The organism is Paenarthrobacter nicotinovorans (assembly GCF_007670255.1).
Lineage (GTDB): Bacteria > Actinomycetota > Actinomycetes > Actinomycetales > Micrococcaceae > Arthrobacter > Arthrobacter nicotinovorans_B.
This window is the reverse complement of sequence record NZ_SZVS01000005.1, coordinates 189358-204994: the sequence shown is the minus strand read 5'-3', so window position 1 is coordinate 204994 and position 15637 is coordinate 189358. Positions and strand designations below refer to the sequence as shown.

The window sequence follows — 15637 nt, the reverse complement described above, 5'->3', positions numbered from 1 at the left end:
AGTTGGGTACTAGACCTGGATCAGGCTCAGGATTCCGCCCTGGGCGTCCATGATAGTGGCCAATGACCCAGCCTCGGGTTGGTCCTCGGGTTCCACCAGAAGCTCTCCCCCGGCCGCGACGGCTGCGTCGGCGGCCTTCCGGACATCAGCCACCCCAAAGTACACCTGCCACGCGGCGTCGTCGCCCTCCTCGGCAGGGACAATGCCGGCCACCTCATCACCGCCGACCATCAGCGTGCTGTAGCTGCCGCCGTCGTCCTGGGGATATTCGGTGACCTCGTAGCCGAAAAGCTGCTGGAAAAACGCGACGGCGGCCTGGGGCTCAGGAGTGAGAAGTTCGGCCCAGGCCAGCGCACCGTGCTCGTTGTACAGGTGGCTGCCGATATGCGTTCCCGCCTGCCAGATCCCCGTGGTTCCTCCGCCTGCAGCCTCGATGAACGCCAGCACTCCCGTGTCGGCAACTGCCTCGGGGCCGAACTGCAGCTTGCCGCCGGCGTGAGCAGCGTCCTCGGCTACTTCTTCCGTGTCCGTGGCGGCCAGGTAGATGTTCCACTGTCCGTGCGTCCCGGCGGCTTCCTGCAGGGGATTCTGCGGAGCGATGACAGCCACCAACTGATCCTTCACGAACGCCTGGGCATAACTGCGTCCGTCCGGAGTCGGCAGGTCCTTGTACGACCACCCAAACACCTGCTGGTAGAAATCCTTGGCAGCCGCGACGTCCCTGGTCTGCAGGTCCGCCCAGCAGGGCTCGCCGCTGGCGTAGTGCTTTCTCTCCGTCATGCCTTTAATCCTGCCACGGCCAGGACTTGGGCCTCAGCAGAAAAGGCCCCCAGGGTACGCCAATGAGCGGCGTGCCCTGGGGGCCCTTTTCAAAAGATATACGGCATCCGGGGATGCGCGATGACCTGATGTACGACGGCGGTACGCAACTCAGTGCCAGCGGCACCTGTTGGTTGCGACAGCTATCCGATACGGCGGGTGTCTACCTCGTCGTCATCATCTTCCGCGTACTTGTCCTCGTAGGCCGAGTAGTCCGGCTCCGGAGGATCGTCCGGGAAGTGGCTCTTGACACGACTGGATGGCCCCGTGAGCTCACGCTCAAGTGCCGAATAGTCAGTGTTCGGGGAGTAGTACTTGATGTCCCGAGCCTGCTTGGTAGCTTTTGCCTTTTGACGGCCGCGCCCCATGGCGTGACCCCCTTTTGTACTTGGACCGGAGGTGGTCACCTTGGCTATCGGTGAGGCCCCGGAATGTTTGGTCAATTTGTCGTATGTCTAGATTACATGCTTTCAGGGGTGCCTGTGCGCCACACGGGCCCCGAGTCCAGGCCCCACACCGTCAAAACCAGCCATATGCACCTCCAAGCACGGGGAAAATTGGGTAGAGTCGGCCTCAATGCGGCTCCACAGCAGGAAGGCACACCCGGAAATATGAGCCAGGACAACACCTCACCGCGTGATGGTTCACCACACGATCAGGGCAAGGAGGGTGCGTCCCCCGTGCCTGAAACACCTCGCCCGGCACCTGGCGAACAGCCTGAAACGGAGCCGGGGACAACACCGTCGGGCCTCCAGCCGGACCCCGCACCTGAGCTCGACCCCGACTTCGTCCCCAACCCGGCCGAGCAACCTGATCCGGCGCTGCCCCCGGAAAACGGTGCGGCAAACACAGGCCCAGCGCCCGGCGGCGAACCGAACTACCCATGGCAGCTGCCTTATACGAACCAGTCACAGCCGGGCCAGCCCTATACGGGCCAACCGTACCCGGGACAGGACGCAGGACAGCCTTACACGCGCCAGCCATACCCTGCCCAGCAAACGGCCCAGGAATGGCAGCCGGAGCCGCATGGCGATCCGGTCAAGCGCCAGCGTCTTGTCATTGGCGGAATCGTTGTCGGTGTCCTGGTTCTCATCGGCGTGGTGATTTGGGTTCTTCTCAACCTGCTCGGCAACCGGCCCGAAGCCAGCGTGGCGAGCCCCAGTGCCTCGGCAACGCTTGGCCCGCTCCCCCGCGACACGAACGCGAAGGACTTCCAGATAGGCGATTGCTTCGCCAGCTTCGACCCCAAAGCCAGCGAGGCCAGGGCGGTTGCCTGCGACACCGAACATTCAGCCCAGCTCGGCGCAGTGTTCAGCTATGGCGCTGACGAGTCCTTCCCGGGCGCCAATGCCCTGCGGGACAAGGGCCGGGAAGTGTGCAAGACCGTGAAGCTCAACGATGCGGCCGCCAACTACGTGCTGCTCCAGCAGAACGTGTACCCCAGCAGTTCCAGCTGGGACCGTGGCGACCGCCGCGTTGATTGCTTCATCGTGGTGGACTCCGGCAATACCATCAAGGAAGACCTCCTCGAGAAGTAGTGCCGGACCGTCCTACTTCCGGCGGACGGTGAGGCCCGTACCTGCCGGGGTCCCGCCGTCGGCGTTTGACAACGCCTCCAAACCGTCGATGGTGAGCTCGTCCAAGTCCGCTGCAGTATCGACCAGCACGGTGTCGCCGTCGCTGATTTCGCCGGCCAGGATTTCCTTGGCCAGGCGGTCGCCGATCTCGCGCTGGACCAGTCGACGCAGCGGCCGGGCACCGTAGGCGGGATCGTAGCCGGACATGGCCAGCCAGGCACGGGCACCATCAGTGACCTCGAGCGTGAGCCGCCGGTCCCGAAGCCGCCTGCTGAGCTCGTCGACATGCAACTCCACGATCCGTGCCAGTTCCTCAACGGACAACGGATCGAAGAGCACGATCTCGTCCAAGCGGTTCAGGAACTCGGGCTTGAAGGAGGCCTGGACCACGGCCATGACGGCTTCGCGCTTGGCTTTGGCATCCAGCGACGGATCCACCAGGAACTGGCTGCCCGAGTTGGACGTCAGCACCAGGATGGTGTTCCGGAAGTCCACGGTGCGGCCTTGCCCATCGGTGAGGCGGCCGTCGTCGAGCACCTGCAGGAGGATGTCGAACACCTCCGGGTGGGCCTTCTCAACCTCGTCCAGCAGCACCACGGAGTACGGCCGTCGTCGGACAGCCTCGGTGAGCTGGCCACCCTCTTCGTAGCCCACGTATCCGGGAGGGGCACCCACCAGGCGGGCCACGGCGTGCTTCTCGCTGTACTCCGACATGTCGATCCGGATCATGGCTCGTTCATCGTCAAACAGGAAGTCAGCCAAGGCCTTGGCCAGCTCTGTCTTACCGACGCCGGTGGGGCCCAGGAACAGGAACGAACCCGTGGGCCGGTTGGGGTCGCTGATCCCCGCACGGGCACGGCGGACGGCGTCGGACACGGCCTGTACCGCCTTGCTCTGCCCGATCAGGCGCTTGCCGAGCTCCTCTTCCATGTGCAGCAGCTTCTGGGACTCACCCTGAAGCATGCGGCCGGCCGGGATACCAGTCCAGGCAGAAATGACCTCGGCAATGTCATCGGCAGTGACTTCCTCAGCGACCATCAGCTCCGGCTTTGAATCACTGCGGGCGGACTCCTCCTCGGCTGCCGCGCTCAGCTCCCGCTCCAGGGCCGGCAGCTCGCCGTACAGGATCCGCGACGCCGATTCCAGGTCACCTTCGCGCTGGTGCTTGTCGGCAGCGGAGCGCAGTTCATCGATCCTGGCCTTCAGGTCACCCACACGGTTCAGTCCGGCCTTCTCAGCCTCCCACCGTGCGTTGAGGGCGTTGAGTTCTTCCTTCTTGTCCGCCATGTCAGCGCGAAGCGCGGCGAGCCGCTCAACGGAAGCGGGATCGGTTTCGTTCTGGAGGGCGAGCTCTTCCATGGTCAAACGGTCGACGGCGCGGCGGAGCTGGTCGATCTCTTCCGGCGCCGAGTCGATTTCCATGCGGAGCCGTGACGCAGCCTCGTCCACGAGGTCGATGGCCTTGTCAGGCAGCTGGCGCCCCGAGATGTAGCGGTTGGACAGCGTGGCTGCGGCGACCAGCGCCGAGTCGGCGATGGCTACCTTGTGGTGCGCCTCGTAGCGCTCCTTGAGGCCGCGGAGGATGCCGATGGTGTCTTCAACGCTCGGCTCTCCCACGTAGACCTGCTGGAAGCGGCGCTCCAGGGCGGGGTCCTTCTCGATGTTCTCGCGGTACTCATCCAAGGTGGTGGCACCGATCAGGCGGAGTTCCCCGCGGGCCAGCATGGGCTTGAGCATGTTGCCGGCGTCCATGGCGCTCTCGCCCGTGGCGCCGGCGCCAACAACGGTGTGGATCTCGTCAATGAACGTGACAATCTGCCCGTTGGAGTTCTTGATCTCCTCCAGGACGGCCTTCAGGCGCTCCTCGAACTCGCCGCGGTACTTTGCGCCAGCCACCATCGATGCGAGATCCAAGGCGACGAGCGTCTTGCCGCGCAGGCTCTCCGGGACGTCGCCCGCCACCATCCGCTGCGCGAGGCCCTCGACGACGGCGGTCTTGCCAACGCCGGGCTCACCGATCAACACCGGGTTGTTCTTGGTACGGCGGCTCAGGACCTGGACGACGCGGCGGATCTCGCTGTCACGCCCGATCACGGGGTCCAGCTTGCCGGAGCGCGCCACCGCAGTCAGGTCCGTGCCGAACTTCTCCAAGGCCTGGAAGGTGTTCTCCGGATCCGGGGAATTGACGTTCCTGTCACCGCGGACACCCGGCAGGGCGGCGAGAAGCGCCTCATGGGAGGCACCGGCGTCGCGCATTAACTTCCCGACGGCGTCACTTCCGGCCGAGAGCCCCAGCAGCAGGTGCTCGGTGGAGACGAAGGAGTCGCCGAGCTTGTCCGCCTCGTTTTGGGCGGCCTGGATGGCCTGCAGTGACTGCCGCGACAACTGCGCCTGCTGCACTGAGGCGCCCGACGACGACGGAAGGGCCTTGATGGCCGAGCTCGCCTGGACGCTCACGGCATCGGGGTCGGCTCCCGTGGCACGCAGCAGAGCAACAGCAACGCCCTCCCGCTGGTCCATGAGGGCCTTCAGCAGATGGGCGGGTTCCACTTGGGGATTTCCCGCGGTTGATGCGTTCATGGCGGCCGCAGAAAGGGCCTCCTGGCTTTTGGTAGTGAATTTGACGTCCAAAGAGAGCTCCCTTTCTGGAGAGTGACCAATACTTTCAAAGTTGAGTCTACTACGCTCAAGTTTGATTTGGCGGTCACTTGTTCCATGTTTGCCCACGGCGAAACCCATGTCCATAGCTGCACGGTTAGGCTGGGGCCATGGACACGATTTCCTCCGCCGCTGAACTCGAAGACCTGATCGGATTGCCCCTCGAACGGGTGCGCAAGAAGGTCCGGACCTCGCTTAGCGACTTCGACCGGCAATGGCTCGCCGCCAGCCCCTTCTGCGTCCTCTCGACGACGGATGCGCAGGGTCGCGTGGACGCCTCCCCCAAGGGCGATCCGGCGGGCTTCATCCACGTCCTTGACGAGCACACCATCGCCATCCCCGAACGCCCGGGCAACAAGCTCGCCTTCGGCTTCCACAACATCCTGGAGAACCCGAACGTCGGGATCCTCTCCGTAGTCCCGGGCCGCACCGACACCCTGCGAATCAACGGAACAGCTCGAATTGTCCGTGACGCCGACTTCTTCGATCAGATGGTGGTCAAGGGGCACAGGCCACGTGCCGCCGTCGTGGTTTCGGTGGAGGAAGTGTTCACGCACTGCGGCAAGGCCTTCATGCGCAGCGGCCTGTGGCAGCCGGAAACGTGGGAGTCCGAAGACCTTCCGAGCATCGCCGTGCTCGCCCAGGCGTACACCCAGCCGGAGACGCCGCTGGAGGATCTCGAGACCTACTACGGGCCGTCCTATGCGGAGCGGATGTACCGGGAGTAGCGGGGAACCTGCCCTAGGCTTGCACCATCAGGCAACAGCCTGCTGTGCCGTTAACGAACGAAAGACCCGACTGGCATCGGGTCTTTGTTCTGAGCGGTTCGCTCATTGGTGCGGTAAGAGGGCCATAGAACCTCAAACGCCACACTTTGAGTCTATGGCCCTACGCACGTAGGGCGCAACGTTGTTGTGCCGACTATCAGTGCGAGCCGTGCCTGTTCCTTTGGGAGGAGGTGTCGGCATGGATTCAAAGCGGAAACGTGAAGAACCATGGGGCGCCTGGAACCTCGCGGTCAACATCATCCGGCTAGCCGTTGATGTTATCCGCCTGTTCTGGCACAACATCCCCTAAACGGGAGCGGGGGCCGTCGGCGTTGTGCTGGCGGTCTCCGTCAGTTGAAGATCGGGACCGGGCCTCACGCCGGGTACACCGACACCAGCGCGGACTTCACCACGAACCGCACCTCCATGCCGGGAGCCAGGCCGAGGTCCGCCGATGCCGCTGGCGTGATGTCGGCGGACAACGTGCCGTCCGAACCGGCGCCTGCCCGGACCCGGATCTGGTCGCCGTGCGGTTCAAGGTCCGTAATGGTCACCGGGAAGGAATTGCGGGGGCTTCCGTGGACATCGCCGAGAAAAACGGAAACGCTCGACGGCGGGAACGCCGCCACACCTGCCTGGCCGGGCACAGGTGACCAGTCCGGATCGTGTTGTCCGGCGAAAACCCGGCCACCCGGCGTCGTGATTCCCTCCCGGCTGAGGGCACCGGTGACGAGATTGAGGCCGGCGAGCCCGGCGGCGAAGTGGCTTCTGGGGCGTTCCAGGACCTGGCGCGTCGGGCCCTCTTCGACAATGCGGCCGCTTTCCACGACTATCACCCGGTCTGCCAGCATGTAGGCGTCCAGGACGTCGTGCGTGACGATGATGGCCTTCCTGTCCTGCAGAACCCGTTTCAGGACCCGGCGGAGCAAGGGCGCGGCGTGGATGTCCAGTGCGGACATGGGTTCGTCGAGGAGCAGCAGTTCCGGCTCGGCTGCCAAAGCCCGCGCCACGGCCACGCGTTGGGCCTGGCCTCCGGAAAGCTGGGCCGGCTTCCTGCCTGCCAGCGTCAACGCGTCGACTTCGGCCAGCCAATGCCGGGCAGTTTCCCGGGCAGCGGCCCTGGAGCCGCCTGCACTGCGGGGGCCGAACGCGACGTTGTCCAACGCATTCAGGTGCGGAAACAGCAGTGCTTCCTGGGCCAAAAGTGCGATACCGCGAAGGTGTGGCGGGTCCCATTGGCGAGTACCGGCGTCGAGCTTGAACAGCTGGCGCCCGTCAATCGACGCGGAGCCGGAGTCGGGCCGCAACAGTCCGGCGATCACCCCCAGCAACGTTGACTTGCCGGCCCCGTTGGGACCAAGAACGGCCACGGTTTCACCGTTCCCGAGACTGAGGGACATCTCGAAATTCCTGGCCTTCAGGCTGGCACGCATCTCGAAGCTCACGGCTGGACCGCCTCTGGTGCACGTCGCCGGCCGCCATAACTCAGCCCCACCACCGCGACTGCCACGGCAACCAGGACCAGGGACAGCGCGACGGCGGCATCGGCGTCGGTCTCGCGCTGCAGGTAGATCTCCAACGGCAGCGTACGGGTGACACCTTCCAGGCTGCCCGCGAACGTCAGCGTTGCGCCGAACTCACCCAGACTGCGCGCGAACGACAACACCGCCCCGGACGCCAACCCCGGCAGCACCAAGGGAAGGGTGACGCGGCGAAGCACCGTGGTGGGCTTGGCCCCGAGCGTCGCAGCCACGGCTTCATACCTGCTGCCCGCCGACCGCAGGGCGCCCTCCAAACTGACCACCAGGAACGGAAGGGCCACGAATGTCTGGGCTAGGACCACTGCGGTGGTCGAAAACGCGATCTGGATCCCCGCGGCCTCCAGGGTCTTCCCCAACAAGCCCTGCCGCCCGAAGGTATACAGCAGCGCAATCCCACCAACCACCGGCGGGAGCACCAGCGGGAGGAGCACAAAGGACCTGAGGAGTTTCTGGCCGGGGAACTCGCCCCGGGCAAGCACGAGGGCCAGCGGGACACCCAGCACAATGCAGAGAGCCGTGCTGGCCGCAGAAGTCCGCAGGCTCAGGCCCAGGGCTGCGAGGGACGACTCGGACGTGATCAGGGGAATGAACTGGGGCCAATTCACGCGCAGCAGCATCGCCGCCAGCGGCAGGACCACCAGCAGGCCACCCACTGCTGCCACGGCATGGATCCATCGCGGAATGCCGTGATAGCCGGTGGTGGTCTTCATATTCTCCCTAGGGTGTGCCGAAACCAGCGTCGCCCAGGACCTTCCTGCCCTTGTCCCCGGTTACCGTGGCAATGAAGGCCGCCGCCAGCGCCTTGTTCTTGCTGGAGCCTACCGTGGCGATGGGATAGGTGTTGACCGCCTTGTCCGATTCGGCGAACGGGATGCCCTTCACTTTGTCGCCGGCTCCCTTCACATCGGTGACGTACACCAAGCCCGCGTCCGCTTCACCGGAGCTGACCTTCCCCAGGACATCCGTCACGGACGACTCCTCGCTGACCGGGCTCAGCGTGGTTCCGGAAGCTTTCTCGACGGCGTCGGTTGCGGCGCCGCACGGCACCTGGCTTGCGCAGGCGACCACTTTGACGCCCGGCTTTGCCAAGTCCGCGAAAGAAGCAATCGACGCCGGATTGCCGGGTGGGACAGCGATCTCCAGGACGTTGGTGGCGAAGTTGGTGGCAGTGCCCTCCACGAGGTTCGCATCAGCCAGTTTGGACATGTTCTTGGTGTCGGCGGAGGCGAAGACATCAGCCGGTGCGCCCTGGGTGATCTGCGTGACCAGATCGGAGGAGCCAGCAAAGCTCAGCTTCACTTTTGTGCCCGGGTTCGCTGACTCGAAGTCCTTGGCCAGCTGCGTGAACGTGCCTTTGAGTGACGCGGCCGCAAAGACGGTGATCTCGCCTGAAGGTGAGGTGCCTTGTTGCGACGTTGGGCTCGCGCCTGGGGCGCATCCCGCCACGCTCGCTGCCAATGCCCCGGCCAGCAGCACTGCAGTAAGGGGTTCGCGGTTCATATGATGCTCTTTCCCTGGGGTGTTTCGATGATGACAGTGGTGGCCTTGACCACGGCGGTGGCCACCGAACCAAGCTCAAGCCCGAGTTCCCGCACGGCCTCGCTGCTCATGAGGGACACCACGCGGAACGGACCACACTGGAGCTCCACCTGCGCCATGACCTTGTCCGCCGTAATCCCGGTGACCAAGCCGATGAAGCGGTTCCGGGCTGAACTGCCGGCGCGTGAGGGGTCGTCCGGGAGGTGCGACTGGTCCCGCGCAAGGGTGGCGAGCTCCAGCCCGTCCACTGCGAGCCGCCCTGCCGCATCCTTCTGCGGCGTCAGCGTCCCGTTCTCCGTCCAACGCCTGACGGTGTCGTCGCTGACGCCGAGGAAACGGGCGGCCTCGGATATACGTATTTGCGGCATGGATTGAGTCTAGTTCCGTATTTGCGTCTAGAAGAAACGTCTTCGCCCGCAAACGCAATGTGACTTTCGGTTGTGAGTGGGCACTGGCTGTGGCTGGAGTCGTGGCATGGGGTTGCGTTGGCGCACCTGGTGACGCGTGACGCACCCTTTCCGCGCATGGTGCGCACCCTTACCCGCGGAATGCACCCGTAAGCTCTGGCGCGAAGGGCGGAAAAGGGTGCGGGCCGCGGCGAAAGCTGCGGCCCGGCGTCGTCGTTTCCCCGCCAACGCCTCCGCACCTCGGACGAACTTGCTCCCCCACCCGGATGAACCTGGGCCAAACAACGCGAAAGCCCGGGCAGCCCACCCTAGGGTTGAAGCATGACCCCACGGATCCAGGCGCTCCGCCCCGCAGCCGCACCGCTTGCCGGCCTTGGCATGCTCGTGGCCCTCCTGATTCTCGAGGAGCGCAGCTTTGACTCAGCGAGCGCCCTGCTGGTGGCGCTGACTGCGGCTGTTGCTGCCGCGGAACTGATCCCCGTCCCGGCCGTGATCTTCGCGTTCGCAGCTCTGGGCTTGCAGGCATTCGGCATCTTTCCGAACGTCATGTTGTCCGGCGCTATCCCCTATGTTTGCCTGCCCGTGCTCTTCTTTTTCGCGGCTCTCGGCTGGAACGAACCTCAACGTTGGCCCCTGCCCATAGCTACTGTGGCCGCAGCTGGTTTGGTCACCGTGAACTGGTTCGCCGACCCTTCGTGGATCAACTTCGTTTTCGGCAAGCAGCTCTCCGATGCCGGCCCGTTTCGTGTAGCGGTCTACGCCTTCCTGGTGTTCGCGGCATTCTCTGCCCTCAACCTCGCAGGTTGGGCTGCCGCTGCGTCGGTCCGCCAGGCCGCTGCCAACCGGCTGGCCAAGGAACAGGCTGAAACACAGCTCGAATCTACTGCCAGTGCCTTGGTGATTGAACAGGAGCGAAACAGGATCGCCCGCGAGCTGCACGACGTCCTGGCGCATTCCCTTGCCGTCATCACAGCGCAGGCCGAGGGTATCCGCTACGTCCACAGGAGCGAGCCGGAACTCGTGGAGGAAGCGGCGCAGGTCATTGCGTCCTCGGCCAGGAGTGCCCTTCAGGAAACCCGACGGCTCGTTCAAAGCTTCGGTTCCGAACTGGAAGGCCCAGCCCCGGGAGCCGCTGAGCTACCCGTCCTGGTCCACCACCTGCAAAGCAGTGGCATGCCCGTTGAGCTGCAGACGAGCGGGCTGGAAGAGTTGTCGCCGGTAGAGGATCTCACCGTGTACAGAATCGTGCAGGAAAGCCTGACGAACGCGTTCAAGCACGGCGACCGGACCGCCGGCGCAGTGGTGACCGTCGCCCGCGACCCCAGCGGCCTGCGCCTGAAGGTCCGTTCAAGGCTGGCCGAAGGCGGCACGGAAGTACCGACGTCGGGAACCGGACGCGGCATCCCGGGGATGCGGGAACGCGCGACGGCGGCGGGCGGGCAACTCACGACGGCCACTAACGGTCAGCTCTTCGAAGTGGAGGCAATCCTGCCATGAATGAATCACCGATCCGCGTCGCTTTGGTGGATGACCAACCCCTGTTCAGCGCCGGCCTGAAGATGATCTTGCGCAGCCAGCCGGATCTGGACCTGGTGGGTGAGGCCACCGACGGTGAGCAGGCCATTGAACTTGCAGGGGCCGTGGAGCCGGACGTCATGCTGATGGACATTCGGATGCCGGTCATGGACGGGATCACGGCCACCCGGCGTATCACCGAAGGCAAGGGCAGGACCAAGGTCATCGTGCTCACCACCATCCAGCACGACGAAGCCGTTGTCCGCGCCATCCAGGCAGGTGCCGGTGGTTTCCTCACCAAGGATGCGACACCGGAGTTCCTGCTGGCCACCATCCGCACCGTTCACTCGGGCCATGCGGTCATGGCGCCTTCGGCCACCAATGAACTGCTCAGGGACTACACCACTCCCGCAGAGTCGAACACTGCCGTCCTGGCGCCATTGTCGGCCCGTGAGCAGGACGTGTTCATGCTCGCAGCGCAGGGCCTGGCCAATGGGGAGATCGCCGCGTCCCTGGTGCTCAGTGATGCCACTGTGAAGTCCCACATCGGGAACATTTTGTCCAAGCTCAACCTCAAAAACCGCATCCAATTGGTCGCGTTCGCTTACCAGAACAAGCTGATCGCCTGATTTTCCAAGCTCCAAACAGGCCCTGGAACCACCAGGGTCAGCCACCGCATTGCCAAAAATCGACGATAATCCGTCATGAAGGAGAAACAGTGAAAAAGAAATCCATTGGGGCACTGATCCTTGCCGCTGGCGCAGCCGCAACATTGGCGGCCGCTGCCACTCCGGGAGTGTCATCCATGCTGACCAAGCCCGCGGACCATCCTGTATCCGGGACCACCCTTGCCGCGGAGCAGTTTGCCTCGGCGGACCCGGTGGCCGAAAAAGGAGTGGCCGAAGCCGTCCGGCGGTGCATGGCCAAGGCAGGTTACGACTACACACCCGTATCGGCAGGGCAGCAGTCCGTGGACCTCAAGAACTACGTGGGCTTCGATACGCTCACGGTTGAGACTGCGCGGATTTCCGGCTACGCCTCGTCCAAGCCCAAGCGACCAGGTGAGCCTGCCCCGGACTCCACTTTGGGAAAGCTCATGGCCGATCCCGGCTTTCAGCAGGCCCTGCACGGAGGCGGGAACCCTGAACAAAATGTGGTCCAGTCCTCCGCCGGGACGGGGATGCTCTGGGGAGGGTGCACGGCCGAGGGAGTCACCGCGATCTACGGGAATGCCGACAACTACATGAGGGCCACCGGGTTGGCTTTCAACTCCCTGATGGTCGCCACCAACGCTGCCGGCCAGGATCCGGAGATCCAGGCGGCTGTGAACTCCTGGAAAGAATGCATGTCCACCACAGCGTTCCCCTACAGCCACCCCGGAGAAGCCGTCTCTGCCGGTCTCCAAGCAGGAGGACAGAAGGAGCTGAAGATCGCCGTCACGGATGCCACCTGCCGTCAGAGCACAGGGTTCGATGCGAAGATTACCGCCGTGCTGGATAAATACCTGACCACGCGGATGAAGGAACTGGAGCCCGAGGTGGAGGCCGTCAAACAGATCCGCGCCGATGCCGCGGCCAAGGCGAAGGTTCTGCTGGGCTGATCCTGGCGCCGAAAGCATTCCGTAAGCTCCAGCCATAGCCCGCCGGATGGGACCGCAGTACCCTGTTCCAGGGAGAGAGTCTCAGGCGCGAAGGAGCGTCCCATGGAATGGATTCGACCGGACAACCCGAACTATGACGAGGCCCGGAAACTCTTCAATGCGATGATCGACCGAAAGCCGGCTGTCATTGCCAAATGCACGGATCCCGGCGAAGTAGCCGAGGCCCTCCGCTACGCCCACAACCACAATCTGGACGTCGCCGTACGGTCCGGCGGTCACTCGGTGGCGGGCATGTCAACCAACGACGGCGGACTGGTGGTTGACGTCCGCCCCATGAAGTCCATCAGCGTTGACCCCGAAGCCAAGACTGTGACGGTAGGCGGCGGCGTTACCTGGGGCGAGTTCGACCGTGCCACCCAGCAGCACGGGCTGGCGGTCACAGGGGGACGGGCGTCCACCACAGGTGTCTCCGGCTTCACCCTGGGTGGAGGCTCAGGGTGGCTGGAGCGATGCTACGGATTCGCGTGTGACAACCTGGTGTCTGTTGACCTCGTCACTGCTTCGGGGGAGCACGTGACCGCCAACAAGGATGAGAACCCGGAGTTGTTCTGGGCGCTCCACGGCGGGGGCGGCAACTTCGGCGTGGCGACGTCCCTGACCTTCGCGCTGCATGACCTCGGTCCCACCGTGATGGCCGGGCTCATGTTGTTCCCGGGGGAAGACGCCCTTGATCTCTCCCGGGCGTTCCGCAGCATCGCGTTGGAAGCGCCCGACGCCGTCGGAACCGCTTTGGTCTATCTCACCGCTCCCCCGGAAGAGTTCGTCCCGGAGGACTTGGTGGGCAAGCTGGCGGTGGGTATGGCCTACCTCTATGCGGGTTCCGTGGAAGCAGGCGAAGAACATGCAAAGCCGTTCCGCGAGCTTGGCCCTGCAGTGGATCTGGTCTCGCCCATGGGCTACGCGGACTTCCAGTGCATGATCGACGATCCCCCGGACCACTACAACTACTGGAGCGCCGATTACCACGACGAACTCAGCGACGTCGCCTTGGACCTCTTGGTCGATTCCGCCCAGCGCCTCCCGGGCCCACATTCGCAGCAGCTGGTAGCGCGCTGGGGTGGCGCCGTATCCGGACCCGCCGCGGCGAACACTCCCTTGCAGAACCGGGGTGCGGCGTGGGTCAGCCACCCGTTCGGGCTCGCGGAAACCCGGGAAGGCGGGCAGGAAGCCAAGGCCTGGGTCAAGCAGTTCCGGCATGACATCGCACCCCACACCACGGGCGGTGTCTGGCTGAACTTCATCGGCGACGAGGGCCAGGACCGGATCATGGCGGCCTACGGTGAACAGAACTACCGTCGGCTTTCCCTGGTGAAGGGCCAATTCGACCCCGACAACGTATTCCGCGGCAACCAGAACATCCTGCCGGCGGAACACTGAGGGCTGCCCACTCCTTCCCAGTTGCCACGAACGGCAAGAGCACTGGCGCCCCTGTCTCCGGGACGGCAAGCACGGCGGTAGACGTCCCGACGGGCGGCAACTGGGAAGGATCGCCGGGATTACACTTTGGCCATGGCTATCTACGTCGATCCGCCCCTGTGGCCGGCCCACGGAACGGTGTTCTCACACTTGGTGTCGGACACGTCGTTGGATGAGCTGCATGCCTTCGCAGCGGCCGCGGGCGTACCCGGGCGGGCCTTCGACGGCGACCACTACGACGTCCCGGAACGCCGCTACGAGGATTTGGTGCAGGCCGGGGCCATCCCCGTCGAAGCCCGCATCCTGGTCCGCAAACTTATTGCCAGCGGGCTGCGCATCCCCGCCCGCGAACGCAGCAAGGCGCTGACCGTTCCCCTGCTGGAACGCTGGAATACCACGTATCCGGGCCACGAGGAACTTGGCCTCGAATTGCTGGAACGGTGGGGTGAGAACGGCCGGAAATACCACAGCCGGACCCACCTGCTGGCCGTCCTTGAAGCCCTGGACACCCTGACGGAACCTGCCCTGCCCGCCCGCACAGTATCGCTCGCTGCCTGGTTTCATGATGCCGTTTACGAAGGCGTCGCCGGGCAGGATGAGGAAGAGTCGGCACTCCTTGCCGAAAACCGCCTGACCTTGGCCGGCCTGGCTCCGGCTGATGTGGCCGAGGTCGCCCGGCTCGTGCGGCTCACGTCCAGCCACCAACCCGAACCCGGTGACCACGCCGGCGCCCTGCTCTGCGATGCGGACCTCTCCGTCCTGGGAGGGGACGAACAGTCGTACGCACGATATCTGGCCGCCGTCCGCGAAGATTACGCCCACGTCAGTGACGCCGACTTCGCCAAGGGGCGGGCCGCCGTCGTACGTCACCTACTGGACCTGGACCCGCTGTTCCACAGCGAACGCGCCCGGGGCCTCTGGCTCGACACCGCCCGCCGGAACCTCGCCGCCGAATTGGCGTGAGCCTCATGCTCAGCGAACCAGGGGCTGCGCAGCGGCAACTTCCGTACTCGGTGCGGTTCGAATGGGGGCTCGACGGCGCGCGTGCGGTGGTGCCGGGATCCGACCTCGCGGTGGTGGTTGACGTTTTGTCGTTCACCACGTGCGTCAGCGTTGCGGTCGACCGCGGGGCGCAGGTCTTCCCCTATCCCATGCGCGATGCCGGGGCCAGCGAGTTCGCGGCGCATCGCGGTGCTTCACTGGCGGGTCCGCGAGGCTCCGAGGGGTTGAGCTTGTCGCCCCGGAGTCTCCGCGCGGCGCACACCTTGGACCGGGTGGTCCTGCCCTCCCCCAACGGCTCCACGATCAGCCATGAGCTCGCTTCCTCGGCGCGACAGGTGGTTGCGGTCTCTCTGCGGAATGCCGCTGCAACTGCCGACTGGGTGCACTCCGCGTTGCCCGCTGACGCCGTAATCGCCGTAATTGCGGCGGGTGAGGCGTGGCGTCATGGCGCGTTGCGGCCGGCGCTGGAGGACGAACTCGGAGCGGGCGCTTTTCTCGCCGGACTGGCAGCAGCAGGCCGGCACAATTTCTCCCCCGAGGCCGCAGCTGCCGGGGCAGCCTTCGACGCTGCAGAACCCCATTTGGACGCTGTTTTACGGGGTTGTTCGAGTGGTCGCGAACTGGTCGACGCCGGTTACGCGGGGGATGTTGCGATTGCGGCCGAGCTGGATGGCAGTTCAGTGGTTGCTGCGCTGGAGGACGGTTGTTTTAGGGGTTTTCCCGCGAGCTAGACTAG

At 64.8% G+C, this 15637-nt stretch carries 15 protein-coding genes; 8 read left to right on the top strand and 7 right to left on the bottom strand.

Annotated features, from left to right (window positions below; translation table 11 throughout):
• Positions 1-9: 9 nt before the first annotated feature.
• Both FDP28_RS09975 and FDP28_RS09970 read right to left on the bottom strand, forming a co-directional pair.
• On the bottom strand, positions 10-780 hold the full coding sequence (locus tag FDP28_RS09975) for a VOC family protein (protein ID WP_144661275.1): 771 nt from the start codon (positions 778-780) through the stop codon (positions 10-12).
• Between the two features lie 182 nt (positions 781-962).
• A complete protein-coding gene (locus FDP28_RS09970; RefSeq protein ID WP_011776148.1) occupies positions 963-1187 on the bottom strand; it encodes a DUF3073 domain-containing protein in 225 nt (74 codons plus the stop codon).
• Between the two features lie 312 nt (positions 1188-1499).
• On the opposite strand from FDP28_RS09970, the gene FDP28_RS09965 reads away from it, so the two are divergent.
• Entirely contained in the window at positions 1500-2357 is an 858-nt protein-coding gene (locus FDP28_RS09965; protein WP_260842417.1) for a septum formation family protein, read from the top strand.
• Between the two features lie 12 nt (positions 2358-2369).
• Here the strand turns inward: FDP28_RS09965 and clpB are convergent, their stop codons facing one another.
• On the bottom strand, positions 2370-5027 hold the full coding sequence (clpB, locus tag FDP28_RS09960) for an ATP-dependent chaperone ClpB (RefSeq protein WP_144661273.1): 2658 nt from the start codon (positions 5025-5027) through the stop codon (positions 2370-2372).
• Between the two features lie 137 nt (positions 5028-5164).
• On the opposite strand from clpB, the gene FDP28_RS09955 reads away from it, so the two are divergent.
• Positions 5165-5782 carry a pyridoxamine 5'-phosphate oxidase family protein gene (locus FDP28_RS09955; protein ID WP_144661272.1) on the top strand — a complete coding sequence of 206 codons (618 nt, stop codon included), beginning with the start codon at positions 5165-5167 and terminating at the stop codon, positions 5780-5782.
• A 413-nt stretch (positions 5783-6195) separates the two neighbouring features.
• Here FDP28_RS09955 and FDP28_RS09950 read toward each other — a convergent pair whose 3' ends face one another.
• From FDP28_RS09950 to FDP28_RS09935, 4 genes are read right to left on the bottom strand one after another with little or no spacing between them, the layout of a single operon-like run.
• On the bottom strand, positions 6196-7266 hold the full coding sequence (locus FDP28_RS09950; protein ID WP_144661271.1) for a sulfate/molybdate ABC transporter ATP-binding protein: 1071 nt from the start codon (positions 7264-7266) through the stop codon (positions 6196-6198).
• Positions 7263-8072: an ABC transporter permease gene (locus FDP28_RS09945; protein WP_144661270.1), complete on the bottom strand. Its 810-nt coding sequence runs from the start codon at positions 8070-8072 to the stop codon at positions 7263-7265. Before FDP28_RS09945 ends, FDP28_RS09950 begins: the two co-directional genes overlap by 4 nt.
• A gap of 7 nt (positions 8073-8079) precedes the next feature.
• Entirely contained in the window at positions 8080-8862 is a 783-nt protein-coding gene (modA, locus tag FDP28_RS09940) for a molybdate ABC transporter substrate-binding protein (protein ID WP_144661269.1), read from the bottom strand.
• Positions 8859-9269: a TOBE domain-containing protein gene (locus tag FDP28_RS09935; protein ID WP_144661268.1), complete on the bottom strand. Its 411-nt coding sequence runs from the start codon at positions 9267-9269 to the stop codon at positions 8859-8861. Before FDP28_RS09935 ends, modA begins: the two co-directional genes overlap by 4 nt.
• A gap of 360 nt (positions 9270-9629) precedes the next feature.
• Here FDP28_RS09935 and FDP28_RS09930 point away from each other — a divergent pair, with 360 nt between their 5' ends.
• The 6 genes from FDP28_RS09930 to FDP28_RS09905 all read left to right on the top strand — a co-directional run bounded on the left by FDP28_RS09930 (position 9630) and on the right by FDP28_RS09905 (position 15632).
• Positions 9630-10805 carry a sensor histidine kinase gene (locus tag FDP28_RS09930; RefSeq protein WP_144661267.1) on the top strand — a complete coding sequence of 392 codons (1176 nt, stop codon included), beginning with the start codon at positions 9630-9632 and terminating at the stop codon, positions 10803-10805.
• The gene (locus tag FDP28_RS09925; protein ID WP_144661266.1) at positions 10802-11452 is read left to right on the top strand and encodes a response regulator; all 651 of its coding nucleotides are present in this window, start codon (positions 10802-10804) and stop codon (positions 11450-11452) included. Before FDP28_RS09930 ends, FDP28_RS09925 begins: the two co-directional genes overlap by 4 nt.
• Positions 11453-11541: 89 nt before the next feature.
• Positions 11542-12423 carry a hypothetical protein gene (locus FDP28_RS09920; RefSeq protein WP_144661264.1) on the top strand — a complete coding sequence of 294 codons (882 nt, stop codon included), beginning with the start codon at positions 11542-11544 and terminating at the stop codon, positions 12421-12423.
• Positions 12424-12525: 102 nt separating this feature from the next.
• Positions 12526-13860 (top strand): FAD-binding oxidoreductase, encoded by a 1335-nt coding sequence (locus tag FDP28_RS09915; RefSeq protein ID WP_144661262.1) that lies wholly within the window; start codon positions 12526-12528, stop codon positions 13858-13860.
• A gap of 132 nt (positions 13861-13992) precedes the next feature.
• Complete coding sequence (locus FDP28_RS09910) at positions 13993-14862, top strand: DUF4031 domain-containing protein (protein WP_144661260.1); 870 nt, start codon at positions 13993-13995, stop codon at positions 14860-14862.
• A 5-nt stretch (positions 14863-14867) separates the two neighbouring features.
• Positions 14868-15632 carry a 2-phosphosulfolactate phosphatase gene (locus tag FDP28_RS09905; protein WP_144661258.1) on the top strand — a complete coding sequence of 255 codons (765 nt, stop codon included), beginning with the start codon at positions 14868-14870 and terminating at the stop codon, positions 15630-15632.
• The last annotated feature ends 5 nt before the right edge of the window (positions 15633-15637 follow it).